Source organism: Streptomyces sp. NPDC079141, assembly GCF_040686775.1.
Lineage (GTDB): Bacteria > Actinomycetota > Actinomycetes > Streptomycetales > Streptomycetaceae > Streptomyces.
Map to the genome: position 1 here is coordinate 78,204 of NZ_JBFBLP010000006.1, position 23,613 is coordinate 101,816.

22 protein-coding genes are annotated in these 23,613 nt (G+C 71.8%); 11 read left to right on the forward strand and 11 right to left on the reverse strand.

From position 1 onward, the window contains the following. The first annotated feature begins 33 nt into the window (after nucleotides 1–33). Entirely contained in the window at nucleotides 34–1,368 is a 1,335-nt protein-coding gene (locus tag AB0Q90_RS18930; protein WP_363160155.1) for a GH1 family beta-glucosidase, read from the forward strand. Here AB0Q90_RS18930 and AB0Q90_RS18935 read toward each other — a convergent pair. Continuing rightward, entirely contained in the window at nucleotides 1,326–2,183 is an 858-nt protein-coding gene (locus tag AB0Q90_RS18935) for an NAD-dependent epimerase/dehydratase family protein (RefSeq protein ID WP_363160156.1), read from the reverse strand. The genes AB0Q90_RS18930 and AB0Q90_RS18935 overlap by 43 nt on opposite strands. A 125-nt stretch (nucleotides 2,184–2,308) precedes the next feature. On the opposite strand from AB0Q90_RS18935, the gene AB0Q90_RS18940 reads away from it, so the two are divergent. The 5 genes from AB0Q90_RS18940 to AB0Q90_RS18960 all read left to right on the forward strand — a co-directional run bounded on the left by AB0Q90_RS18940 (nucleotide 2,309) and on the right by AB0Q90_RS18960 (nucleotide 6,893). Further along, the gene (locus tag AB0Q90_RS18940; RefSeq protein WP_363160157.1) at nucleotides 2,309–3,157 is read left to right on the forward strand and encodes a helix-turn-helix transcriptional regulator; all 849 of its coding nucleotides are present in this window, start codon (nucleotides 2,309–2,311) and stop codon (nucleotides 3,155–3,157) included. Between the two features lie 505 nt (nucleotides 3,158–3,662). Then, entirely contained in the window at nucleotides 3,663–4,730 is a 1,068-nt protein-coding gene (locus tag AB0Q90_RS18945) for a PhoH family protein (RefSeq protein WP_363160158.1), read from the forward strand. 14 nt (nucleotides 4,731–4,744) lie between these two features. Beyond that, nucleotides 4,745–5,242, forward strand: a complete 498-nt coding sequence (gene ybeY, locus AB0Q90_RS18950; RefSeq protein WP_363160159.1) for an rRNA maturation RNase YbeY — start codon at nucleotides 4,745–4,747, stop codon at nucleotides 5,240–5,242. Next, a complete protein-coding gene (locus AB0Q90_RS18955) occupies nucleotides 5,239–6,537 on the forward strand; it encodes a hemolysin family protein (RefSeq protein WP_363160160.1) in 1,299 nt (432 codons plus the stop codon). Before ybeY ends, AB0Q90_RS18955 begins: the two co-directional genes overlap by 4 nt. Further along, nucleotides 6,534–6,893 carry an MmcQ/YjbR family DNA-binding protein gene (locus AB0Q90_RS18960; protein ID WP_363160161.1) on the forward strand — a complete coding sequence of 120 codons (360 nt, stop codon included), beginning with the start codon at nucleotides 6,534–6,536 and terminating at the stop codon, nucleotides 6,891–6,893. Before AB0Q90_RS18955 ends, AB0Q90_RS18960 begins: the two co-directional genes overlap by 4 nt. On the opposite strand, the gene AB0Q90_RS18965 is transcribed toward AB0Q90_RS18960, so the two are convergent. Continuing rightward, complete coding sequence (locus tag AB0Q90_RS18965; RefSeq protein ID WP_363160162.1) at nucleotides 6,890–7,915, reverse strand: trypsin-like peptidase domain-containing protein; 1,026 nt, start codon at nucleotides 7,913–7,915, stop codon at nucleotides 6,890–6,892. The genes AB0Q90_RS18960 and AB0Q90_RS18965 overlap by 4 nt on opposite strands. Nucleotides 7,916–8,090: 175 nt before the next feature. Here AB0Q90_RS18965 and AB0Q90_RS18970 point away from each other — a divergent pair, with 175 nt between their 5' ends. Both AB0Q90_RS18970 and AB0Q90_RS18975 read left to right on the forward strand, forming a co-directional pair. Beyond that, nucleotides 8,091–8,444, forward strand: coding sequence for a cytidine deaminase (locus AB0Q90_RS18970; protein ID WP_363160163.1), 354 nt, complete (start codon nucleotides 8,091–8,093; stop codon nucleotides 8,442–8,444). A 182-nt stretch (nucleotides 8,445–8,626) separates the two neighbouring features. Then, complete coding sequence (locus AB0Q90_RS18975) at nucleotides 8,627–9,103, forward strand: hypothetical protein (protein WP_363160164.1); 477 nt, start codon at nucleotides 8,627–8,629, stop codon at nucleotides 9,101–9,103. Nucleotides 9,104–9,138: 35 nt separating this feature from the next. On the opposite strand, the gene AB0Q90_RS18980 is transcribed toward AB0Q90_RS18975, so the two are convergent. Both AB0Q90_RS18980 and AB0Q90_RS18985 read right to left on the reverse strand, forming a co-directional pair. Then, on the reverse strand, nucleotides 9,139–9,477 hold the full coding sequence (locus AB0Q90_RS18980; RefSeq protein ID WP_363160165.1) for a P-II family nitrogen regulator: 339 nt from the start codon (nucleotides 9,475–9,477) through the stop codon (nucleotides 9,139–9,141). After that, nucleotides 9,474–10,784, reverse strand: a complete 1,311-nt coding sequence (locus AB0Q90_RS18985; RefSeq protein WP_363160360.1) for an ammonium transporter — start codon at nucleotides 10,782–10,784, stop codon at nucleotides 9,474–9,476. The genes AB0Q90_RS18980 and AB0Q90_RS18985 overlap by 4 nt, the downstream gene beginning before the upstream one ends. A gap of 184 nt (nucleotides 10,785–10,968) precedes the next feature. Here AB0Q90_RS18985 and era point away from each other — a divergent pair, with 184 nt between their 5' ends. Next, complete coding sequence (era, locus tag AB0Q90_RS18990) at nucleotides 10,969–11,922, forward strand: GTPase Era (RefSeq protein WP_363160166.1); 954 nt, start codon at nucleotides 10,969–10,971, stop codon at nucleotides 11,920–11,922. 265 nt (nucleotides 11,923–12,187) lie between these two features. On the opposite strand, the gene AB0Q90_RS18995 is transcribed toward era, so the two are convergent. The 3 genes from AB0Q90_RS18995 to AB0Q90_RS19005 all read right to left on the reverse strand — a co-directional run bounded on the left by AB0Q90_RS18995 (nucleotide 12,188) and on the right by AB0Q90_RS19005 (nucleotide 15,774). Continuing rightward, nucleotides 12,188–13,273, reverse strand: coding sequence for a PfkB family carbohydrate kinase (locus AB0Q90_RS18995; RefSeq protein WP_363160361.1), 1,086 nt, complete (start codon nucleotides 13,271–13,273; stop codon nucleotides 12,188–12,190). A gap of 276 nt (nucleotides 13,274–13,549) precedes the next feature. Then, complete coding sequence (locus AB0Q90_RS19000; protein ID WP_363160167.1) at nucleotides 13,550–14,839, reverse strand: glucarate dehydratase family protein; 1,290 nt, start codon at nucleotides 14,837–14,839, stop codon at nucleotides 13,550–13,552. Beyond that, nucleotides 14,836–15,774 carry a 5-dehydro-4-deoxyglucarate dehydratase gene (locus tag AB0Q90_RS19005; RefSeq protein ID WP_363160168.1) on the reverse strand — a complete coding sequence of 313 codons (939 nt, stop codon included), beginning with the start codon at nucleotides 15,772–15,774 and terminating at the stop codon, nucleotides 14,836–14,838. Before AB0Q90_RS19005 ends, AB0Q90_RS19000 begins: the two co-directional genes overlap by 4 nt. 95 nt (nucleotides 15,775–15,869) lie before the next feature. On the opposite strand from AB0Q90_RS19005, the gene AB0Q90_RS19010 reads away from it, so the two are divergent. Then, entirely contained in the window at nucleotides 15,870–16,673 is an 804-nt protein-coding gene (locus AB0Q90_RS19010) for an IclR family transcriptional regulator (protein ID WP_363160169.1), read from the forward strand. 176 nt (nucleotides 16,674–16,849) lie between these two features. After that, on the forward strand, nucleotides 16,850–18,034 hold the full coding sequence (locus AB0Q90_RS19015; protein WP_363160170.1) for an MFS transporter: 1,185 nt from the start codon (nucleotides 16,850–16,852) through the stop codon (nucleotides 18,032–18,034). Here the strand turns inward: AB0Q90_RS19015 and AB0Q90_RS19020 are convergent. The 4 genes from AB0Q90_RS19020 to AB0Q90_RS19035 are packed head-to-tail and all read right to left on the reverse strand — an operon-like array spanning nucleotide 18,031 to nucleotide 23,572. Continuing rightward, nucleotides 18,031–19,020 (reverse strand): adenosine deaminase, encoded by a 990-nt coding sequence (locus AB0Q90_RS19020; protein WP_363160171.1) that lies wholly within the window; start codon nucleotides 19,018–19,020, stop codon nucleotides 18,031–18,033. The two genes, AB0Q90_RS19015 and AB0Q90_RS19020, sit on opposite strands and share 4 nt — an antisense overlap. A 20-nt stretch (nucleotides 19,021–19,040) precedes the next feature. Beyond that, entirely contained in the window at nucleotides 19,041–19,946 is a 906-nt protein-coding gene (locus tag AB0Q90_RS19025; RefSeq protein WP_363160172.1) for a ribonuclease Z, read from the reverse strand. A gap of 6 nt (nucleotides 19,947–19,952) precedes the next feature. Further along, nucleotides 19,953–20,306, reverse strand: coding sequence for a histidine triad nucleotide-binding protein (locus AB0Q90_RS19030; RefSeq protein ID WP_363160173.1), 354 nt, complete (start codon nucleotides 20,304–20,306; stop codon nucleotides 19,953–19,955). Between the two features lie 53 nt (nucleotides 20,307–20,359). Further along, nucleotides 20,360–23,572 (reverse strand): S41 family peptidase, encoded by a 3,213-nt coding sequence (locus AB0Q90_RS19035; RefSeq protein WP_363160174.1) that lies wholly within the window; start codon nucleotides 23,570–23,572, stop codon nucleotides 20,360–20,362. Between the last annotated feature and the right edge of the window lie 41 nt (nucleotides 23,573–23,613).

The window sequence follows — 23,613 nt, forward strand, 5'->3', positions numbered from 1 at the left end:
CCCGGCCGTTGACTTCCGTTACCCGCGGTACGGATGATCCGGCGCATGGCGACTGATCCGATACCTCAGTTCCCGGGCGGCTTCCTGTGGGGCGTGTCGACCTCGGCCCATCAGATCGAGGGCGCGGCCGATCTCCGGGAGCCGTCCGTGTGGGACGGCTTCGCGGTGAAGGACGGCTCCACGGCGGCGGTGGCCTGCGACCACTACCACCGCTACCGCGAGGACGTGGCGCTGCTGGCAGGCCTTGGCGTCGGCGCGTACCGCTTCTCCGTGTCCTGGCCGAGGGTCCGGTCCGCCGGCGGTCTCGACTTCTACGACCGGCTGGTCGACGAGCTGTGCGCGGCGGGCGTCCGCCCGGTCCCCACGCTCTTCCACTGGGATCTGCCGGCCGGACTGGACTGGCTGGAGCGGGACACCGCCTCGCGGCTCGCCGAGTACGTGTCGGTCGTCGCCGACCGGCTGGGTGACCGCGTCAAGAAGTGGATCACCATCAACGAGCCCGCCGAGCACACCCTGTTCGGGCATGCGCTCGGCGTCCACGCGCCCGGCAGGCAGCTGATGTTCGACGCCCTGCCGGCCGCCCACCATCAGCTGCTGGCCCACGGACTGGCCGTACGGGCGCTGCGCGCGGCCGGGGCCGACGACATCGGGATCGCCAACTCGCACGGTCCGACCTGGCCCGCGTCCCGGGAACCGGCCGACCTGGAGGCGGCCGGCTTCTACGACCTGCTGCTGAACCGGCTGTTCGCCGATCCCGTGCTGCTCGGCGAATACCCGGAGGGCCTCGGCGAGTTGATGCCCGGGGACGTCGCCGCCGACCTCAAGGTCATCGGGGAGCCGCTCGACTTCTACGGCATCAACTATTACGCCCCGACCCGGGTGGGCGCCCCGCAGGGCGCCGACATCGAGTTCGGCGGCGTGACCATTCCCGCCGAACTCCCCTTCTCCGTACGGCAGATCGAGGACGTCCCGGTGACCGACTTCGGCTGGCCCGTGGTACCGGAGGCGCTGACCGAGCTGCTCACCGGCTTCCGCGAGCGCTACGGCGACCGGCTCCCGCCCATCGTCATCACCGAGAACGGCTGCTCGTACGAGGGCATCGACGACCGGAACCGGATCGCCTACCTGGACGGCCACATCCGCGCGCTGCACCGGGCGGCCGATGCGGGTGTGGACATCCGCGGGTACCTCGTCTGGTCACTGCTGGACAACTTCGAGTGGGCGGAGGGGTACGCCCGGCGGTTCGGGCTGGTGCACGTCGACTTCGAGACGCTGCAGAGGACTCCGAAGGCGTCGTACGGCTGGTTCCGCGACGTGCTGCGGGCTCAGAGCGCGCCCGCCTCCCGGGCCGACCAGGCCGAGGGGTAGAGGGGGCGATAGCCCAGCTCCCGGCGGATCCGCTCGGTGGACATGATCACGGCCCAGGGGTCGGGGTCCGTGCGGTCGTACAGCTCGGCGGGGATCTCGACCCCGTTGAGCTGGTGCAGCTCCACCGCCGTGACCGGGGCGTCGTCGGCGATGTTGTAGATCCGGCCGTCGGCGCCGGGCGCGTGGAGGATGCGCAGGAGCCCCTGGGCCACATCCGCGTGGTGGCCCATGTGGAGGCGCTGGGTCGCCGCCCAGTGCGCGGCCCACATCAGGGACTGGGCCAGGTGCGGGTCGCCCTCGCCGTAGACGAAGGGGAGGCGGGCGATCCGTACGTCCATGCCGTCCAGAGCGAGCAGTTCGCGTTCGGCCATGGCCTTGGCCTCGGGGTAGGCGCCCCACATCCGGCCTCCGGGGCGGCTCTCGTCCTCCTCGGTCACCGGGCGGCCCCGGCCCTCGCCGTACACGAGCCCCGTGCTGAGCTGCACGAAGCGCCGTACGCCGGAGGCCAGCGCGGCGCGGCCCAGTTCCACCGCCGCCTCCCGGTTGACGGCCCACGCCTCCTCGTCCGGCACCCCGCGGAAGGAGGCCGCGACGTTGACGACCGCGTCCACCCCGGCGACCGCCTTGGCGAGGGCCTCCTCGTCGCGCAGATCACCTACGACGACCTGGGCGCCCCGTTCCGCGAAGGGCTCGCCCCGGGCCTCGTCCCGTACCAGCACCCGTACCTGGTCCGTCCGCCGGTCCGTCCGCGCCAGCAGCCTCGGTACGAAGCGGCGGCCCACCTGGCCGGTCACGCCTGTCACCAACGTCAGCATGGTGTTGCTCCTCTGTTCGGCTTGGTGACCAGCCTGGGGCGGTGGCGTCCGGGCCGGGAGAGACCTTCCGATCAGGGGATCGGCAGTCCCTGGATAAGGCGCGCGGCTTCGCGCAGGCTGGAGGGGTGAACCGAGCCGAACTCGCCGACTTCCTGCGCCGCGGCCGTGCCCGCCTGGAACCGTCCGACGTGGGCCTGGCGGCGGGCGCCCGGCGCCGCACGCCCGGCCTGCGCCGCGAGGAGGTGGCCTCGCTGGCCGGGATGTCGGTCGACTACTACACGCGGCTTGAGCAGTCCCGGGGGCCGCGCCCGTCCCGCCAGATGCTGACGGCGCTGGCCCGGGCGCTGCGCCTGACCGACGACGGGCGCGACCACCTCTTCCATCTGGCGGGCGAGGAGCCGCCGCGCCGGCCGGGCGGCTCCGCGCATGTCCGCCCGGGTCTGCTGCTGGTCCTGGACCGGCTGCACGACACCCCGGCCCAGGTGGTGAGCGACTGCGGGGAGGTGCTGGCGCAGAACACGATGGCGAAGGCGCTGTCCGGCGACGTCCTGGCCCGGCCGCCGCGCGAGCGCAATCTGCTGCGCCGCTACTTCCTGGACCCCGAGGCGCGTGAGCTGTTCCCGCCGGAGGACCGGGCGGAGCACGCGCGCAGCCATGTGGCGAACCTGCGGGCGGTGGCGGCGGCCCGCCCGGACGACCCGGAGCCGGCCGCGCTGGTGGCCGAACTGCGTTCCGGCAGCGAGGAGTTCGCCCTGCTGTGGGAGAAGCACGAGGTGGCCGTGCGGCAGAGCTCCACCAAACGCTTCCGGCACCCGCTGGTGGGCCTGCTGGAGCTGGACTGCGAGATCCTCCTCAGCCACGGCGACCACCAGCTGCTGGTCATCCACACGGCCCGGCCGGGCACGGAGTCCCACGAGCGCTTGCGGCTGCTGCGCGTGGTGGGCCTCCAGGACATGTCGGTGCACCGGCCCTGACCGCACGGAACGCTCCCCACGGCCCGGCTCGCCACCGGCCGCGTCGGCGAAGTCCCGCAGGGCTCCGCCGAGGGCGTCGTCCGGATCGCGGCCGCCGGGCGCGGGAGACGACGGCGGGGCAGCGCGCACAGGCGCTGCCGGGCATGACCGGGCGGGCGGTGTCCGGGAGGGGGGCGGCCAGGGCGAACGACGTGCTGCGGCCGCGCAGGCCCGGGACGTTCCGCCGGGACGCGGAGGCGCTGGTGCGGGAGGTGCGGTTGCGGCTCGGCGGCACCGGCCCTCCAGAGGTCCGCCCGAGCGCGCCGGCGGCCGGCGGGCAAGGTACCGCCTCCGTCCGTCCCCGGACGGATACCGGGCCCGGGCGGCGCCGTCCGAGGTGCTGCCGGGCCCGGTGTGAAAAGCCCTACGAGGTTGTCAGTCCCCCGGCGTACCCTGGAAATCGCCAGGCCGCCCCTGGGGCGGACACCCTTTCGAGGAGGACGAGCAAGGCCTACAGCGCCGGCCCATGACTCAGACACCCACAGCTCACACACCCGCGCAGGGGCAGGCACGAGCTCAGTTCACCGTCCCCGCCCAGCACCCCATGGTGACCGTGCTGGGGTCCGGCGACTCCCTGCTGCGCGTGATCGAGAAGGCCTTCCCGGCGGTCGACATACATGTCCGGGGCAATGAGATCAGCGCGGTCGGCGACAGCAGGGAAGTCGCTCTCATCCAGCGCCTGTTCGACGAGATGATGCTGGTGCTCCGCACCGGTCAGCCGATGACGGAGGACGCAGTGGAACGCTCGATCGCCATGCTCCGGGCGAGCGAGAACGGCGAGGGGCCCGCCGAGACCCCGGCCGAGGTGCTCACCCAGAACATCCTGTCGTCGAGAGGCCGCACGATCCGGCCCAAGACGCTCAACCAGAAGCGGTACGTCGACGCGATCGACAAGCACACGATCGTCTTCGGCATCGGCCCGGCCGGTACCGGCAAGACCTATCTCGCCATGGCGAAGGCCGTGCAGGCGCTTCAGTCCAAGCAGGTCAACCGGATCATCCTGACCCGGCCCGCGGTCGAGGCGGGCGAGCGCCTGGGCTTCCTGCCCGGCACGCTCTACGAGAAGATCGACCCGTATCTGCGGCCGCTGTACGACGCGCTGCACGACATGCTCGACCCCGACTCCATCCCCCGGCTGATGGCCGCCGGGACCATCGAGGTCGCGCCGCTGGCCTACATGCGCGGCCGTACGCTCAACGACGCCTTCATCATCCTGGACGAGGCCCAGAACACCAGCCCCGAACAGATGAAGATGTTCCTCACCCGCCTCGGCTTCGACTCGAAGATCGTGATCACGGGTGATGTGACGCAGGTCGACCTGCCCAACGGCACGAAGTCCGGTCTGCGCCAGGTGCAGGACATCCTGGAGGGCCTGGACGACGTCCACTTCTCCCGGCTGTCGTCCCACGATGTCGTCCGGCACAAGCTCGTCGGCCGTATCGTCGACGCGTACGAGCTGTACGACAGCAAGCACGGCACCGAGAACGGCACGCACAAGGGCGGCCGGGCGAAGTCCGCGCGCAAGGGGAAGTAGACAAGCACAGCGCCATGTCGATCGACGTCAACAACGAATCCGGAACCGAGGTCGATGAGCAGGCGATCCTCGACATCGCCCGCTATGCGCTCGCACGGATGCGCATCCACCCGCTCTCCGAGCTCTCGGTGATCGTCGTGGACGCCGACGCCATGGAGCAGCTGCACATCCAGTGGATGGACCTGCCCGGGCCGACCGATGTCATGTCCTTCCCGATGGACGAGCTCCGGCCGCCGTCCAAGGACGACGACGAGCCCCCGCAGGGGCTCCTCGGCGACATCGTGCTCTGCCCCGAGGTCGCCACGAAGCAGGGCGCCGAGGCACCGACGCAGCACACCATGGACGAGGAGCTCCAGCTGCTCACCGTCCACGGTGTGCTGCACCTGCTCGGCTACGACCACGAGGAGCCGGACGAGAAGGCCGAGATGTTCGGCCTCCAGGCGGCCATCGTGGACGGCTGGCGTGCGGAGAAGGGCATGACCGGCCCGTCCCCCGCGCCGACCGTGTCATGAGCCCGCAACTCGTCCTCGGCGCGATCGCGCTGGTCGTCGTCGCCTGGCTCGCCGCCTGCGCGGAGGCGGGCCTGGCCCGCGTCTCCAGCTTCCGCGCCGAGGAGGCCGTACGGTCCGGGCGGCGCGGCAGCGAGAAGCTCGCCCAGGTCGCCGCCGACCCGACCCGCTATCTGAACGTGGCGCTGCTGGTCCGCGTCGCCTGCGAGATGGCCGCCGCCGCCCTGGTGACGTACGCCTGTCTGAACGAGATCGACGGGACCACACAGGCGCTGCTCGCCGCGATCGGCGTGATGGTGCTCGTGTCGTACGTCGCGGTCGGTGTATCGCCGCGCACCATCGGGCGCCAGCATCCGCTGAACACGGCGACGGCCGCCGCGTATGTGCTGCTGCCGCTCGCCCGGGTGATGGGGCCGATCCCGCCGCTGCTGATCCTCATCGGCAACGCCCTCACCCCCGGCAAGGGCTTCCGCCGCGGCCCCTTCGCCTCCGAGGCGGAGCTGCGCGCGCTGGTCGACCTCGCCGAGAAGGAGTCCCTCATCGAGGACGAGGAGCGCCGGATGGTGCACTCGGTCTTCGAGCTGGGCGACACGCTCGTGCGGGAGGTCATGGTTCCGCGGACCGATCTCGTCGTCATCGAGCGGTACAAGACCATCCGCCAGGCCCTGACCCTGGCGCTCAGGTCGGGCTTCTCGCGCATCCCCGTCACCGGGGAGAACGAGGACGACATCGTCGGGATCGTGTACCTGAAGGACCTGGTCCGCAAGACGCACATCAGCCGGGACGCCGAGAGCGAACTGGTGTCCACGGCGATGCGGCCCGCGGCCTTCGTGCCCGACACCAAGAACGCCGGCGACCTGCTGCGCGAGATGCAGAAGGACCGCACGCACGTGGCCGTCGTCATCGACGAGTACGGCGGCACGGCCGGCATCGTCACCATCGAGGACATCCTTGAGGAGATCGTCGGCGAGATCACCGACGAGTACGACCGCGAGCTGCCGCCGGTGGAGGAGCTGGGCGAGGACCGCTACCGGGTCACCGCCCGCCTCGACATCACCGACCTGGGCGAGCTGTACGGCCTCGACGAGTACGACGACGAGGACGTGGAGACCGTCGGCGGGCTGCTGGCCAAGGCCCTCGGCCGGGTGCCCATCGCCGGGGCCTCGTCCGTGGTCGAGCTGCCCGACGGCCGGGAGCTCCGGCTGACCGCCGAGGCCGCGGCCGGCCGCCGGAACAAGATCGTGACCGTGCTGGTGGAGCCGGTGGGCACCCAGAGGGAAGAGCCGGAGGACGAGTGACCCCGCAGGAGCTGCGCGACTTCTGTCTGTCGTTCAACGCGGCGGAGGAGGACTTCCCCTTCGCCCCGGAGATCTCGGTCTTCAAGGTGCTGGGCAAGATGTTCGCGCTGAGCTGGATCGACGCGCGGCCCCTGAAGGTCAACCTGAAGTGCGACCCGGAGGACGCGATCCGGCTGCGCGGCGAGTACGAGGGTCTGATCGCCCCCGGCTACCACATGAACAAGCGGCACTGGAACACGGTCACCCTCGACGGCGACCTCCCGGACAGGCTGGTGCGGGAGCTCATCGAGGACTCCTACGACCTGGTCGTCGCCGGTCTGCCGCGCGCCGAACGCCTCCGCCTGGACCGGTCCTAGGGTTTGCCGGACAGGACCAGGTCGGTCTGCCATGCCTGGCCGACCTGGTTTCCCGGCTCGTCGAGGTCCAGGCCGTACACACCCTCGATCCGGATCCGCTCGCCGGCCGCCGACGACTGCAGCACATTGCACATGTCCGGCACCGAGGTCACGGCGGTGTCCTTCATCGCGGTGATCACATCGCCCGTGCCGAGCACGGCCTCCTCGGCGGGGGAGTTGCTGGACGTGTTGACGACGAACAGGCCCTGCACGCCCTCCTCCAGGAGCTGCGTCTGCGCGTCGGTGATGATCTGCTGGTCCTGCGGGTCCTCCCAGATGGTGCTGAGGGCGGGATCCTCCAGGGAGTTGACCCACCATCCGGGAGCGTTCTTCTTGTCGCCCTCGACGAGCGGGTCGAGGAAGCGCTGAGCGTGTTTGGCGGTGATGGAGTAGTACTGGTTCTCCACGTCGCTGTTGCCCAGGCTGTTGATGCCCACGACCTTGCCGTCGCTGTCGAGCAGGGGTCCTCCGGAGTTCCCGGGGTTCACCGTGGCGGAGTGCTGGATCGTGGCCGGGTAGTGCGGGAGGGTGTACGGGTCGGGGTCGGCGGAGACGTCGGGGGACTGCACCGCGCCCGAGGTGAACACAGGCTTCTCGGCGGCCGTATCGGATTGCAGGGACTGCGGGTAGCCGATGGCCGTCACGGTGTCCCCGGCCTCCACCTCCTCGCTGTCGCCGAACTCCAGCTCCTTCAGGTCCTCCGGCAGGGTGTTGAGCTTCAGCACCGCCAGATCCTCACAGGGATCGCTGCCGAGCACACGCAGCGGGACCGGGCTCCCCCCGTCGACGACCGCTTTCAGGACGGACTCCCCCTCCACGACATGCGCGTTGGTGAGGATGAGTCCCTCATCGGCGTCGTAGACGAATCCGGTTCCGCTGCCCATCTCGCCCAGGATGTGCACGGTGGCGGGAGAGGCCTTCTCGAAGAGCTCCTGAGGTGACGGATCGTCAGCGGGCAGACTGTACGCGGTCGCTCCGCTCACCGCCAGCAGAAGAACCGAGGCACACGACGCAGCAGATCTCGCAACCACACTCATGAGCTGCCGCCCTTCCCATGCGTTGCTGGTTCCACTCTAGATCCGCGTCTCGGGCCTGTCGTGCGGGAGCCGGCGGGCCCCAGGACGGGGGCATGCGCGTCCGCCTACGTATCCTCGACCCATGACCGACACCAACGCCCTCGACCCCGAGGACCGCAAGATCGTCACCCTGGCCCGCTCGGCCCGCGCCCGCAATGGTGTACCCGAGGGCGCGGCCGTCCGTGACGAGACCGGCCGTACCTATGTCGCCGGCACCGTGGCCCTGGACTCGCTGAAGCTGAGCGCGCTGCGGACCGCCGTGGCGATGGCCGTGGCGTCCGGGGCGAAGTCGCTGGAGGCGGCGGCGGTCGTGACGGAGGCGGAGAACGTGTCGGCGGAGGATCTGGCGGCGGTAGGGGATCTGGGCGGGGCCGGGACGCCGGTGCTGCTGGCCGGACCCGACGGGACCGTGCGGCAGACGGTCACCGCGGGCTGAAGCGGACAGAAAGGGCTTTCGGAGTCGTCCGGAATTCATCCTTGCCGCGCCTGGCCTCTCGCGCATCAATGGGACCGTAAGTTCCGACGGACCGTCAGATTCGGCCCTCCCGCAGTGTGTCCGCACCCACCTGCCGAGGACGGGCCGTCGGTCCCCCCACACCCGAAGGGATCCGGAACCCCATGAGAGGCACACGCTTATCAACCGGTGCGGCACTCGCGGTCGGCACGCTCGCCCTGACCGGACTCGTCCTCGCACCCGCCGCTGTCGCCGTGTCCCCCAGCACGGCGACGATCACCGCGGACTGCGGCTTCTTCGGTGGCGGTGAGGCAACGCTCACGGCCACCCAGGACGGCACGGCCGCCACGATGACCCTCAACTCCTCCGCGATCACCGCGCCTGTCGCGCTCGCGGAGGACTCCATCGCCTCCACCCTCACCCTGGTGAAGGCGGGCGGCGGCACCACCGTCTTCTCCGGCACGGAGAACCCGGCGATGGCCGCCGGTGACCCCGTCCAGGTCGGCCCGCTCAGCGGCACCGTGGCCCCCGGCGACAGCCTGGAGGCCTACGGCGGCTCGCTGACGATGACCGTCTTCGGCATCACCATCACGTGCACGGCGACCGGGCCGCAGTCGCCGGGCCCGTTCGTCTTCGACTGACCTTTCGGTCAAAGGCGCACGGGTGAGCGCGGCTCTCAGAGCGCGTCGGGGCCGCGCTCGCCCGTCCGGACCCGTACGACGGTCTCGACGGGCAGCGCCCAGACCTTGCCGTCGCCGATCTTGCCGGTCTGCGCGGCCTTCACGATCGCGTCGATGACGGCGTCGCTGTCCGCGTCCTCGACGACGACCTCGATGCGGACCTTGGGCACCAGGTCGACCTGGTACTCGGCGCCCCGGTACACCTCGGTGTGGCCGCGCTGACGGCCGTAGCCGCTGGCCTCGGTCACGGTCAGACCGTGCACGCCGAGCTCCTGGAGGGCCGACTTCACCTCGTCGAGGCGGTAGGGCTTGACGATCGCGGTGATGAGCTTCATGCCTGGCTCTTGACCTTCTGGGCGGAGGGGACGACGGAGGAGCTGACCGGGGCGCCGTGGCCCAGGACGCCGTGATCGTATGCCGTCTCGGCGTGCACCGTAAGGTCCAGGCCGGTGTGCTCCTGGTCCTCGCTCGCCCGGAAGCCGAGCGTCCTGTCCAGCAGCTTGCCGAGGCCGTAGGTGACGGCGAAGGCGTACGCCGCCACGGCGACCACGGCCACCAGCTGCTTGCCGAGCTGCGCGAGTCCGCCGCCGTAGAGGAGGCCCTCGGTGCCGCCGGTCATCGACTCGACGGCGAAGACGCCGATCAGGAGGGTGCCGATGACACCGCCGACCAGGTGGACGCCGACGACGTCCAGGGAGTCGTCGTAGTTGAGCTTGAACTTCCAGCTCACGGCGTAGGAGCAGACGATGCCGGCGGCGAGGCCGACGACCAGGGCGCCGAGCAGGGAGACCGAGCCGCAGGACGGGGTGATGGCGACCAGTCCCGCGACCGCGCCGGACGCGGCGCCCAGGGTGGTCGGGTGGCCGTCGCGCTTCTGCTCCACGAAGAGCCAGCCCAGCAGGCCGGTGCAGCCGGCGGCGAGGGTGTTGAGGAAGGCGGCGGCCGCGAGGCCGTTGGCGCCGAGGGCCGAGCCCGCGTTGAAGCCGAACCAGCCGAACCAGAGGAGACCGGCGCCCAGCATGACCATGGGCAGGTTGTGCGGCCTCATGGCGTCCTTCTTGAATCCGAGCCGCGGTCCCAGGACCAGGCACAGGGCAAGTCCCGAGGCGCCGGAGGTGATCTCGACCGGGAGGCCGCCCGCGAAGTCCAGTGCGCCGAGGTGGGTGAGAATCCAGCCGCCCGGGCCCCAGGTCCAGTGCGCGACCGGAACGTATACGAGCAGCGCCCACAGCGGGACGAAGACCAGCCAGGCGCCGAACTTCGCGCGGTCGGCGATCGCGCCGCTGATCAGGGCCGCCGTGATGATCGCGAAGGTGAGCTGGAAGGTGGCGAAGAGAACGGTGGGGACCGTGCCCTGGACGCTGTCCGGGCCGATGCCGGACATGCCGAGGTGGTCGAGGCCGCCGATCAGGCCCGCGGCCGCGTCCTCGCCGAACGCGAGGGAGTAGCCGGCCGCCAGCCACACCACCGTGACCAGGGCGATCGACACGAAGCTCATCATCAGCATGTTGAGGACGCTCTTCGTGCGGACCATGCCGCCGTAGAACAGGGCCAGGCCCGGGGTCATCAGCAGGACGAGGGCGGTGGCGGCGAGCAGCCAGGCGGTGTCGCCGGTGTCGATGCCTTGAGCGGCGAGGGTCACGGTCGTCACGTGTCGTCTCCAACGGGGTGGGGGCTCGTCAGAGATTCACCGGCGTGCGTTTCCGGTCGTGTACCGATGTGTTTCGGGGGCGTTTCATTGCACGGGGGTTTCCGGAAACTCACCGTGGCGGGGGTGTGCGGACGGTTGTACGGCGGGGTCCTGTGGATCAGGGACAATGAACGCCATGAGCGTTCGTAGCCAGTCATCCCAGCAGCCGGCCGAGGAACTCCACCGGGCCGGCTTCGCCTGCTTCGTGGGGCGGCCCAACGCGGGCAAGTCCACCCTGACGAACGCTCTGGTCGGGCAGAAGGTGGCGATCACCGCCAACCAGCCGCAGACGACCCGGCACACCGTGCGGGGCATCGTGCACCGGGAGGACGCCCAGCTGATCCTGGTCGACACCCCTGGTCTGCACAAGCCGCGCACGCTGCTGGGCGAGCGGCTGAACGACGTCGTGCGCACGACGTGGGCCGAGGTCGACGTGATCGGTTTCTGTCTGCCGGCGAACGAGAAGATCGGCCCCGGTGACCGGTTCATCGCCAAGGAACTGGCCGGGATCAAGAAGACGCCGAAGGTCGCGATCGTCACCAAGACCGACCTGGTGGACTCCAAGGCCCTCGCCGAGCAGCTGATCGCCATCGACCAGCTGGGCAGGGAGCTGGGGATCACCTGGGCGGAGATCGTGCCGGTGTCGGCGACCGCGGGCAAGCAGGTGGACCTGCTGGCCGATCTGCTGGTCCCGCTACTGCCGGAGGGGCCGGCGCTCTACCCCGAGGGCGACCTGACCGACGAGCCGGAGCAGGTCATGATCGCCGAGCTGATCCGCGAGGCGGCGCTGGAGGGTGTGCGCGACGAGCTGCCGCACTCCATCGCGGTCGTGGTCGAGGAGATGCTGCCGCGCGAGGACCGGCCCGCGGACAAGCCCCTCCTCGACATCCACGCCAACGTCTACATCGAGCGCCCCAGCCAGAAGGGCATCATCATCGGCCCCAAGGGCAAGCGCCTCAAGGACGTCGGCATCAAGTCCCGCAAGCAGATCGAGGCGCTCCTCGGGACGCCGGTCTTCCTGGACCTGCACGTCAAGGTCGCAAAAGACTGGCAGCGGGACCCGAAGCAGCTGCGGCGGCTGGGGTTCTGAGGGTTTTCCTCGCCCCCGCCGCCCTTACCCGTCCCACCCCCAGGGGACTCCGTCCCCTTCAGCCCCTGCCAGGGGCTCCGCCCCTGGACCCCGGCGGGGACTGCGTCCCCTGCACCCCGCCGAGTAGGCCCAGCAAGCACTGCCTTCACCACCCGCGGGGACTGCCTCCCCTGCACCCCGCCGAGTAGGCCCAACGAGCGCTGCCCTCACCACCCGCGGAGACTGCCTCCCCTGCCCCCGCCAGGTGGGCCCGGCCGCGCCTGTTTCACGCCGACCTGCGGAACCCGATCGTCGGCACCGCCCGCCTCAGCGGCCACGGCCGTGCCAGCTCCTCCGGAACCAGGGCCTCCAGGAACGCGTACCTCTGCAGCGCCGCCGGATCCTGCTCCTCGTAGGACTGGATGCGGCGCCACCATGCGCCGATCTCGGCCCAGCCGGGTGCGGAGAGTGAGCCGCCGAACTCCTGGACGGAGAGTGCGGCGGTGAGGCCGGCGAAGGCGAGTCTGTCGGCGAGGGGCCAGTCGGCCAGGGTGCCGGTGACGAAGCCGGCGACGAAGACGTCCCCGGCGCCGGTGGGGTCGAGGGCCTCCACGGCGATCGCCGGGACCTCCGCGGTCTCCCCGGTCCGCCGGTCCACCGCGTACGCGCCCTCCGCGCCGAGGGTGACCACGGCCAGCGGCACATGCTCGGTCAGCCGGTGTGCCGCCTCGCGCGGGCAGGTCGTGCCGGTGTAGCGCATCGCCTCCTCGGCGTTCGGCAGGAACGCCTCGCAGTGTTCGAGGTCGGCGAGCCCCGCCAGGTCCCACGCCCCGGTGTCGTCCCAGCCGACGTCGCCGAAGATCCGCGCGCCCTTCGCCGCGGCCTGCGCGATCCACGGCGCCCGCTTCCCCGGCTCCAGGGACGCGACGGCGGCACGCGCGCGGGGCGGGCAGTCGGGGGCGGGCTCCTCCGGGGGCGGCTCGTGGCCGTGGGAGACCATCGTGCGCTCGCCCTCGTACGCCATCGAGACGGTGACCGAGGAGTGCCAGCCGGGGACCGTGCGCGACGGGGTGAGGTCGATGCCCTCGCCCTGTTCCAGCGCGTCCCAGCAGTACTCGCCGTAGTGGTCGTCGCCGAAGGCCGCCGCGAGTGAGGTCCGCAGGCCCAGGCGGGCCAGGGCCGTCGCCATGTTCGCCACGCCACCGGGGCTCGACCCCATTCCGCGCGCCCAGGACTCGGTCCCGCGCACCGGAGCGGAGTCGAGCCCGGTGAAGATGATGTCGAGGAAGACGGTGCCCGTGAGATAGACGTCCACGGGCGGGTCGAGGGGCGTGCGCAGCGCGGCCAGGGGGTCGACCTGGTCCGGACACAGCGGGCCCCCTGCGACGGAGGACGGTCCCTTTCCGGTGGACGAGGCGGACGCGATCACGGTGCGCTCCCTGACGTGGTGCGGATCAGGCCAGTGTGCACCACGCCACTGACAACACGCCGCCCGTCACTCCGCGACCGCCCGTCGCGTCAGGTTGTCGCAGGTCCCGCGCGTACGGTCCGCGCCGCGCCCGGTGTCACCTCCGTCCCGGCGGCCCCGGGCGCCTTCCCCGGACGCGTACGGATCCGGTCATCGCGGCACCGGCGACACCCTCGCCGCCTACCAGCGCGGCACGGACGGCGTGACCCAGTCGGGGTCGGTGACCCGCATCGCGGCCGCGTCGTCGCGGTCGCGCAGTGTGCCGTCGTCGTCGAGCCAGCGTTGGTGCAGGAACCGCAGCTTGTCGTGGTCGAGTTCGACACCGAGGCCGGGCGCGTCGGAGACGGTGACCCTGCCGGACTCGAACCGCAGGCGCTCGGTGAGCACGTCCTCCGACTGCCAGGGGTAGTGGGAGTCGCAGGCGTGATGGAGATCGGGGACGGTGGACGCGACGTGGGTCATCGCGGCGAGGCTGATCCCCAGGTGGGTGTTGGAGTGCATGGAGACCCCGACGCCGAACGTGCGGCAGATGGCGGCGAGTTGCTGGGTGTTGCGCAGTCCGCCCCAGTAGTGGTGGTCGGAGAGGACGACCTGGACGGCGTCGCGGGTGAACGCCTCCTTGATCTCGGCGAACGTCGTCACGCACATGTTGGTGGCCAGCGGTACGTCGGTGCCGGCGGCGACCTCGGCCATGGCGGGGGTGCCGAGCGCGGGGTCCTCCAGGTATTCGAGGACGTCACCGAGCTCCTTGGCGACGGCCAGCGAAGTCTCCACGCTCCAGGCGCCGTTGGGGTCGAGCCGCAGCGGATGCCCGGGGAACGCCTCGGCGAGCGCGCGTACGGCGGCGATCTCCTCCTCGGGCGGGAAGACACCGCCCTTGAGCTTGAAGGAGGTGAAGCCGTACCGCTCGGTGAACTTCCGCGCCTGTGCCACGACTCCGGCCGGGTCGACGGCGGCACCCCAGTCGTCCTGCTCGGCCGCCACGCCCTCGGGGTGGCCGGCCCACTTGTAGAAGAGGTAGGCGCTGTACTCGACCGTGTCCCGCACCTTGCCGCCGAGCAGCGCGTGCACGGGCAGCCCGGCCGCCTTGCCCCACGCGTCCAGACACGCCACCTCGAACCCGGAGACCACGGACAGCCGCAGCTTGTCGGCGGTCTGGACACCGCGCAGCCCGCCGACGTCGACCTGCTCGTCGACCCGCGCGGAGTCCACGGCGACCTCGTCCGCGACGGTGAACAGCCCGTTGAGGTCGTGCACCTGACGCCCGATCAGCTTCGTGGCGAAGGGCCGGGCCAGCTCCAGGTACTTGGTGTCGCCGTAGGTCTCGCCGACGCCGGTGATCCCGTCGGCGGTCACGACCTCCACGATCAGCCGGGGCGTGTACGGCTGGTGCACGCCCTGCGTGTTGAGCAGCGGCGGGTCGGCGATCAGGATCGGGGTGAGCCGGACGTCGGCGATGGCGAGGTTCACAGCGAGGCTCCTACGAGATCGAGTCCGGCGGTCAGAAGGTTCCTCAGGTCGGCCAGGTCGGCGGCCGAGGGGTCGGCCAGCGGGGCGCGCACGGGTCCCACCGGGCGGCCGCGCAGCCGGGCCGCCGCCTTCACCAGGGACACGGCGTATCCGGGCTGCCGGTCACGGAGTTCGACGAGCGGGACGTAGAAGTCGCGCAGCAGCCGCTCCACGACCTTGTCGTCGCCGTCGCGCAGGGCGGCGAAGAAGGCGTCCGCGATCTCGGGCGCGAAGGCGTGGACGGCGGAGGAGTAGGCGGGGACGCCGACGGCGGCGTAGGCGCGGGCCTGGATCTCGGCGGTGGCGGCGCCGTTGAAGAACAGGAAGTCCTCGGGGGCGGCGAGGGTGAGGCGCTGGAGCCGGTCGAGGTCGCTGTGGCCGTCCTTGAGCCCGATGAGGTTCGGGATGCGGGCAAGGCGCTTCAGCGAGTCGGCGGTGAAGGCGACCTGACCGCGCTGGTAGGCGATCAGCGGCAGCCGGGTGCCCGCGGCGATCCGCTCCACCTGACGCACGAGGCCGTCCTGCGGTGCGGCGACGAGGTAGTGCGGCAGCACCAGCAAGGCGTCGGCGCCGGCCTCCTCGGCGATGCGCGCGAACCGCAGGGCCTGGGCCCAGCCGTAGCCGGTGCCGGCGACGACGGGCAGGCGTCCGCCCGCCTCCTCGACGGCGATGGTGACGACCGTGCGGTACTCGTCCTCGTCCAGCGAGAAGAACTCCCCGGTGCCGCAGGCGGGGAAGACGGCGCCGGGCCCGGTGGCGATCTGCGCCGCGACATGGGCGCGGAAGCCGTCCGGGTCGAGGGAGCCGTCCTCGTGGAAGCTCGTGAGCGGGAACGACAGCACGCCGCGCGCCATGCCGTCCCGGAGCCGCCGGGCCGTGTCGGTACCCACACCCATCTCCCTATGTAGACGCAATCCATATATGAAAATCGAGGCTAGGTACACGAACGACGACCGTCAATGGCGCCGCCCCGCCCGTTTACGATCGGCGCATGTCAGAGACAGGGGGCGGCCACTCGGAAGCAGGCGGCGTCCGCGAAGTGAAGTCGGCCGCACGCACCGTCGAGCTGCTGGAACTCCTCGCCGCCCGCGGCGACCGCCCGGCCCGCCTCCAGGAGCTGGCGGACGAGCTGGAAGTCCCGCGCAGCTCCATGTACGCGCTGCTGCAGACCCTGATCTCCCGCGGCTGGGTCCGCACCGACGTCACCGGCTCCCTCTACGGCATCGGCATCCACGCCCTGCTCACCGGCACCGCCTACCTCGACTCCGACCCCCGCGTCCGCGTCGTACGCCCGTATCTCGACGAGGCGTCCGAGGCGCTCGGCGAGACGATCCACCTGGGCCGCCTCGACGGCCGGGACGTGGCCTACCTGGCGACCCGCGAGTCCCACGAGTACCTGCGCACGATCAGCCGCGTGGGCCGCCGGCTGCCCGCGCACGTGGGCGCCCTGGGCAAGGCGCTGCTGGCCGAACGCCCCGACGACGACCTCCCCGAGGGCCCGTACGAGGCGCTCACCCCCAACAGCCACACCGACCGCGCCTCCCTGGCGGCCGACCTCGCCGCCATCCGCGCACGCGGCTACTCCGTCGACCGCGAGGAGGGCGTGACGGGCATCGTCGGCTTCGGCTTCGCCCTGCGCTACGACTCCCCCGCCGAGGACGCGATCAGCTGCTCGGTGCCGGTGGCCCGGCTGACGCCCGCGCACGAGGCGCAGATCGTGGCCGTGATGCGGGAGATCCGGGCGAAGATCGAGGCGGTGGTGCCGTCCGGCGGCGGGTCCGTGCACTGGCGCTAGCCGCCGCGTCTACCCGGCTTCACGGACGCCAAACAAAGCGTGAGCCGGATCACACCCCCTCCCCTTCTTCCCGCCTGCCCCCGCTTGATACAAATTGCCCGCGCGTTCCTGTCCGTCGACGGTCGTCGCCCAATCCCCCTTTTGAGCCGCTTCTTTCGCATGCCCTGGGAACGCCCGTGTCCGCCCGCACCACCCTGCCCTGGCCCCTCGTCGCCCTTTTCACGGCCGGGTACCTAGCCCCGTACCTGCTCCCGACCACCGTCGGCAGGCTCGACTCGGGACTCCCTCTCACCGCCACCCAGGCCGGGGCCATCGGCAGTGCCCTGCTGCTGAGTTCGGCCTCGGCGGGATTCCTGCTGGCCTCCCGCGTGGACCGCGTCGGCCCGCGCACCCTGGCCCGCCTCGGCCTCACGCTCGCCGCCCTCGGCTACGGCGGGGCCGCGCTCACCCACTCCGTCCCCGCGGTCGTCGCGGGCACCGTCGTCGGCGGCTTCGGCTCCGGTACGGCAACGGCGGTCGCCGCGACCGGGATCGCCGCCCAGCCCAACCCCCACCGCACGACCACGTTCGGCCTGCTCGGCGTCTCCGCCCTCGCGGGCGCGGTGTATCTGACGGTGCCGCACCTCGGCCCCGGTCACGGCCTGCCGCTCGCGGCGATCGCGCTCACGGCCCTGGCCGTCTGGCCGCTGACCGCGCGGCTCTCCCCCGCCACGGCCACCGACCGCGCCCTCCGCGAAACGGACCCGCTGCCCCACCCCCGCTCCGGCCTCGTCCTCGCCGCCGCCCTGATGTGCTGGTCGCTCGCGCAGAACTCCCTGTGGGGCGTCAGCGGCCGGATCGGCCTCACCCAGGCGCACCTGAGCGAGGTCACGGTGGGCGCGGTGTTCGCGATCGCCCTGGGCGCCGGACTGGTCGGCGTCGTGGTGGCGAGCGCACTGGGCCCCCGGCTCGGGCTCGCCGTCCCCATAGGCGTCGGTACGGCAGTCATCGCCGCCTGCATCGCGGTGAGCGCGTCCGCGACCGACCTGACCACCTTCGCCACCGGCGAGATCACCTGGAACGCGCTCTACCCGATCGTTCTCTCGTACGTCATCGGCCTCGCCGCCTCCCTCGACGGCCGGGGCCGCTGGGCGGTCCTGGTCGGCTCGGCGTCCTCGCTGGGCACGGCGGCGGGCCCGCTGACGGGCAGTGTGCTGGCTGCCCGGGCGGGCTTCCCCACGATGGGGGCGGTGCTGGCGGCGGGGTTGCTGGTGGTGGCGGTGCCGATGACGGTGGTGGCGATGACCGCGGGAAGGCGTTCACTGCCGGTGGTGGAAATCGCGGTGGAAACGCACGCCTACGACAAGGCAACGGCGGCCTAGAACTCGTACGCCTCGACCTCCGCGAGATACCGAGCCCGCCGCTCCTCGTCATGCTCCAAGAAGCTCGCCAGGAACGAGTTCCGGGCCAGCTCCCGCAGCTGCTCCTCCCCCAGGCCCAGCGCCTCACGCACTGCGTGGAAATTGTCCCCCGCGTACCCGCCGAAGTAGGCAGGGTCGTCGGAGTTGACCGTGCACATCAGCCCCGCCTCCAGCATCGCCGGCAGCGGATGCTCGGCAAGCACGTCGACGGTCCGCAGCCGGACGTTGGACAGCGGGCACAACGTCAGCGGCACCCGCTCCCGGACCAGCCGCTCCACCAGCTCGGGCGACTCCATGCAGCGCAGCCCGTGGTCGATCCGCTCGACGCCGAGCACGTCCAGGGCCTCGGTGATGTACTCCGGCGGCCCCTCCTCACCGGCGTGCGCCACCCGACGCAGCCCGAGCTCCGCGGCGGCCTCGTAGACCTCGCGGAACTTCACCGGCGGATGGCCGACCTCGGCGGAGTCGAGACCGACGCCGACGATCCGGTCGAGGTAGGGGCGGGCGGCGTCGAGGGTCTGCATGGCCGACTCGGCCGACTCGTCCCGCAGGAAGCACATGATCAGCTGGGTGGAGATGCCGTGCCGCTCCTCGCTGCGCTCCAGCGCGCGGGAGAGCCCCTCGACGACCGTGCCCATGGCGACGCCCCGGGCGAGGTGGGCCTGCGGGTCGAAGAAGATCTCCGCGTGCCGCACGCCCTGCGCGGCGGCGCGGGCGAGGTAGGCGTCGGCGAGGTCCTCGAAGTCCCGCTCGGTGCGCAGCACCGCCATCAGTTCGTAGTACAGGTTCAGGAAGGACTGGAGGTCCTCGAACCGGTAGGCCTTACGGAGCTCGTCGGTGTCCGCGTACGGCAGCTCGACGCCGTTGCGGGCGGCCAGCTCGAAGGCGAGCTCCGGCTCCAGAGTGCCTTCGATATGGAGGTGCAGTTCAGCTTTCGGGAGGGGCATCAAAGCATCGTACGGGCGTTTCACCGACGCTTCGGAACCGGCACCCGGAGCAGATCGTGCGCCACCGTCAGCTCGCCCTCGAACCCGGCCGCCCGCGCCTGCCGTTCGAACTCCTCGGGCTCGCTGTAGCGCTGGCTGAAGTGCGTGAGCACCAGATGCCGTACGCCCGCGTCCCGCGCCGCCCGTGCCGCCTGTCCGGCGGTGAGGTGGCCGTGCTCGACCGCGAGGTCGACGTCCTCGTCGAGGAAGGTCGACTCGATGACGAGCATGTCGCAGCCCTCGGCGAGGGCGTGCACGCCGTCGCACAGCCGGGTGTCCATGACGAACGCGAACCGCTGCCCGCGACGCGCCTCGCTGACCTCGTCCAGCGAGACACCACGCAGGGAGCCCTCGCGCTGGATCCGGCCGACGTCCGGGCCCTTGATGCCGAGCGCGGCGAGCCGTTCGGGCAGCATGCGGCGGCCGTCGGGTTCGACGACGCGATAGCCGTAGGACTCGACGGGGTGCGAGAGCTTGCGGGCCTCCAGCGTGTACGCGCCGCCGGAGGCGATCACGCCGTCCTGGGCGACCGGTGCCTGCCGGAGGTCGACGGTCTCGCGGTAGGCGGTGGCGTACCGCAGACGATCGAAGAAGCGCTGCCCGGACTTCGGGTAGTGCGCGGTCACCTCGTGCGGCACCTTGTCGAGGTTGATGCGCTGGATGACCCCGGCGAGGCCGAGCGAGTGGTCCCCGTGGAAGTGCGTGACGCAGATCCGGTTGAGGTCGTGGGCGGCGACTCCGGCCCGCAGCATCTGCCGCTGGGTGCCCTCGCCGGGGTCGAAGAGGATGCCCTCGCCGTCCCAGCGCAGCAGATAGCCGTTGTGGTTGCGGTGCCGGGTCGGCACCTGGCTCGCGGTGCCGAGCACCACCAGTTCACGTACGGACACGGTGACTTATCCGGGAGGCCATTCCAGGCCACGGCCGCCGAGGACGTGCGCGTGGGCGTGCCAGACGGTCTGGCCGGCACCGCTGCCGGTGTTGAAGACGATGCGGTAGCTCTCCAGCTTGTCCTCGTCGGCGACCGCCTGCGTCTCGCGCAGGAGGTCGGCGGTGAGTTCCGGAGCGCCGGCGGCGAGGGCTGCGGCGTTCTTGTAGTGCGCCTTGGGGATGACCAGGACGTGGGTGGGCGCCTGGGGGTTGATGTCCCGGAAGGCGATGGTGGTCTCTGTCTCGCGGACGATCGTGGCCGGGATGGTCCCGGCGACGATCTTGCAGAACAGACAGTCGTCCTGCGGCTCCCCTGCCATGCGCGTGTCTCCTTCACGCCGGTGATCTCGTACGGGGCATCGTATCGAGCCGGTCAGGGCAGCGAGGGTGGTGTCTTCGCCGGGTTCTGTTCCAGCGCCTCCAGCGCGAGCCTGATCGCCTCGTCCAGTTGTGCGTCCCGGCCCGCCGCATGGTCCTGCGGCCGCTGCACGACCTCCACGTCCGGATCCACGCCGTGGTTCTCCACGTCCCAGCCGTAACCCTCAAGCCAGATCGCGTACTTCGGCTGGGTGATCAGCGTGCCGTCGACCAGCCGGTAGCGGCTGTCGATGCCGATGACGCCGCCCCAGGTCCGCGTCCCCACCACCGGTCCGATCCCGAGCGCCCTGATGGCCGCGTTGACGATGTCGCCGTCGGACCCGGAGAACTCGTCCGCCACCGCGACGACAGGCCCGCGCGGTGCGTCCTCGGGATAGCTGTACGACCGCATGCCCCGCGGCACCGCCCACCCCACGATCCGCCGCGCCAGCTTCTCCACGACCAGTTGGGAGGTGTGCCCGCCCCGGTTCTCCCGGACGTCCACCACGAGCCCCTCCCGGGCCACCTCGACCCGCAGGTCCCGGTGGATCTGGGCCCACCCGGGCGCCTGCATGTCCGGCACATGCAGATAGCCCAGCCGTCCGCCGGACCGCTCATGGACGTACGCCCGCCGCCCGGCCACCCAGTCGTGGTACCGCAACGGCTCGTCGTCGGCGACGGGAACGACCACCGCGTGCCGCAGCTCGCCCCCGCCGGCCGGTGACACGGTCAGCTCGACCGGCCGCCCCGCCGTGCCGACCAGCAGCGGGCCGGGCCCGGCCACCGGGTCCACCGGCACCCCGCCCACCGCGACGATCGCGTCCCCGGCCCGCGCCGCGACCCCGGGCGCGGCGAGCGGCGCACGGGCCTTCGGGTCGGACGTCTCCGACGGCAGGATCCGCTCGATCCGCCAACTTCCGTCCGCCCGGCGGGAGATGTCGGCGCCGAGCAGCCCCTGCCGGGCCCCGCCGCCGTGTCCGCCGCGCGGGACGACGTAGGCGTGCGAGGTGCCGAGTTCGCCGTGCACCTCGTACAGCAGGTCCACGAGGTCGTCGTGCGTGGCGACCCGCTCCAGCACCGGCCGGTACCGGTCGAGCACGCCGTCCCAGTCGACCCCGCTCATGTCCGGCCGCCAGAAGTGGTCCCGCATGACGCGGCCGGCCTCTTCGTACATCTGCCGCCACTCCGCGGCCGGGTCGATCGTCTGCCGCACCCGGCCGAGGTCGACGGTGATGTTGGTGTCGCTGTCCTCGTCGCCCGAGGCCCGCCGGTCGCTGGGGACGACCTTGAGCCGGCCGTCGGTCCACAGCAGCACCCGCTTGCCGTCGCCGCTGACCTCGAAGTGGTCGGCGTCGGCGGCGAGATGCTCGACCCGCTGCTGGACGAGGTCGTAGCGCTCCAGCTCGGCCTTGGGGTCGGGGTCCTCCGGTACGGCCCGGGAGGCGCCGAGTTCGCCGGTGACGGGGTGCCGTAGCCACAGCAGACCGTCCTTGGCGGCGCGCAGGTCGGTGTAGCGGGCGGCCTCGACCGGGAACGGCACGATCCGGTCGGCGAGCCCTTCGAGGTCGATACGGGTGGTCGGGGTGCCCTCGCTGTCGGGCGTCTCGTCCTTGTCCGGCGCGTCGAAGGGCCGCCCGTGCCGCTGCGGCCCGAACGGCGAGGTCGTCGTGGCGGCCAGGGTGATCAGGTACGGGCGGGAGCCGACCACGAAGGCGAGGTCGAAGACGTGCTCGTCGTAGACGGGGTCGAAGGAGCGCGCGGAGAGGAAGGCGAGGTGCTTGCCGTCCTGGGTGAAGGCGGGCGCGTAGTCCTGGAAGCGCAGCGGGGTCGCCTCGGTGACCGACAGATCGGTGGTGTTGGCGATGCGCAGCTGGCTCAGCGGGCGCGGGCCGGGGTGCGACCAGGCGAGCCAGGCGGAGTCGGGCGAGAACACCAGCCCGGACACGTCGCCGTCCCCGCTGCGGTCGACCTCGCGCACCTCGCCGCTCTCGCGCTCGACGAGCAGCACGCGTCCGTCGTGCGCGGCGACGGCGGCCCGGCTGCCGTCCGGTGCCACGGCGAGGTCGAGGACGCGGCCGAGCTGCCCGGCGGCGAGCCGGCGCGGGGTGGCGCCCGGGGCGAGTCCGGTGGCCGGGGCGAACTCCAGGGCGTCGTCGCCCTCGGCATCGGTCACCCACACCACCCAGTCCTCGCCCTCGGCGCGGAAGGTGTGCGGCTTGCGAGCCCGTACGCCGGGTTCGGCGGCGAGCGCGCGGGTGGGGCCGGAGCGGTGGGTGACCCAGTGCACGGCGCCGCGCACACAGACGGCGCTGCCGCGCGCGGTGTGGTCGGGGGCGGCGGAGCCGAACCAGCGGGCGGCGTTGACCGGATACGGCTGCCGGTCGGTGCGCTGCCCGCCGAGCCGGATGTCCAGGCGGCGCGGCTCGGCCCCGTCGAGGTCGTCGAGCAGCCACAGTTCACCGGCGCAGGCATACACGACCCGGGTGCCGTCGGAGGCCGCGTGCCGGGCGTAGAAGCCGTCGAGGGGCGTGTGCCGGCGCAGCTCGGACCCGTCGGCGAGCGAGGAGTAGAGCGCGCCCACGCCTTCGTGGTCGGAGAGGAAGGCGATCCGCTCGCCCACCCAGGCGGGGTACTCGATGTTGCCGTCGAGCTCCTGATGCAGCCGGACGAACTCCCCGTCCCCCTCGGGGTCGATCCACAACTTCCCCGCCGTACCGCCCCGATAGCGCTTCCACCGTGCCGCCTCCAGGCTCATGCCCGCGGACAGCAGCACGGTGCGCGGCCCGTACGCCACACCCCCGACGGGCCCGTACGGCAGGGTCGTCGCCGGTCCTCCGTCGAGCGGGACGGCGTGCGCCCAGGTGCGGCTGCGGCTCGCCCGGCCCTGGCTGCTGGTCGCGAGGACGTGCCCGTCGGGGGTCCAGCCGCGCACCCGGGTGGTGTAACTGCCCCAGTGCGTCAGGCGGGTGGAGGCTCCGCCGTCCACCGGGGCGATGTGCACCTCGGGCGCGCCGTCGCGGGTGGAGGTCCAGGCGACGGTGGTGCCGTCGGGCGAGATGCGCGGCGCGGTCACCGGGACGTTGTCCGCGCTGACCCGCCAGGCCCGTCCGCCGTCGAGGGGGGCGAGCCAGACGTCGTCCTCGGCGGTGAAGGCGACCAGGTCGCCGTGCAGATGAGGGAAACGGAGGTACCCGGAGGGCAGCGATGCCGGGGCCGCAGGCTGCGTCACCCGATCACCCTACGCAGCGGTGTGATCCGCGGTAAGGGGTT

Coding starts and splice junctions, on each gene's coding strand:
- AB0Q90_RS18930 (WP_363160155.1), top strand. CDS start 34: ATGATCCGGCGCATGGCGACTGATCCGATACCTCAGTTCCCGGGCGGC.
- AB0Q90_RS18935 (WP_363160156.1), bottom strand. CDS start 2,183: ATGCTGACGTTGGTGACAGGCGTGACCGGCCAGGTGGGCCGCCGCTTC.
- AB0Q90_RS18945 (WP_363160158.1), top strand. CDS start 3,663: ATGACTCAGACACCCACAGCTCACACACCCGCGCAGGGGCAGGCACGA.
- ybeY (WP_363160159.1), top strand. CDS start 4,745: ATGTCGATCGACGTCAACAACGAATCCGGAACCGAGGTCGATGAGCAG.
- AB0Q90_RS18955 (WP_363160160.1), top strand. CDS start 5,239: ATGAGCCCGCAACTCGTCCTCGGCGCGATCGCGCTGGTCGTCGTCGCC.
- AB0Q90_RS18970 (WP_363160163.1), top strand. CDS start 8,091: ATGACCGACACCAACGCCCTCGACCCCGAGGACCGCAAGATCGTCACC.
- AB0Q90_RS18975 (WP_363160164.1), top strand. CDS start 8,627: ATGAGAGGCACACGCTTATCAACCGGTGCGGCACTCGCGGTCGGCACG.
- AB0Q90_RS18980 (WP_363160165.1), bottom strand. CDS start 9,477: ATGAAGCTCATCACCGCGATCGTCAAGCCCTACCGCCTCGACGAGGTG.
- era (WP_363160166.1), top strand. CDS start 10,969: ATGAGCGTTCGTAGCCAGTCATCCCAGCAGCCGGCCGAGGAACTCCAC.
- AB0Q90_RS19005 (WP_363160168.1), bottom strand. CDS start 15,774: ATGGGTGTGGGTACCGACACGGCCCGGCGGCTCCGGGACGGCATGGCG.
- AB0Q90_RS19010 (WP_363160169.1), top strand. CDS start 15,870: ATGTCAGAGACAGGGGGCGGCCACTCGGAAGCAGGCGGCGTCCGCGAA.
- AB0Q90_RS19020 (WP_363160171.1), bottom strand. CDS start 19,020: ATGCCCCTCCCGAAAGCTGAACTGCACCTCCATATCGAAGGCACTCTG.
- AB0Q90_RS19030 (WP_363160173.1), bottom strand. CDS start 20,306: ATGGCAGGGGAGCCGCAGGACGACTGTCTGTTCTGCAAGATCGTCGCC.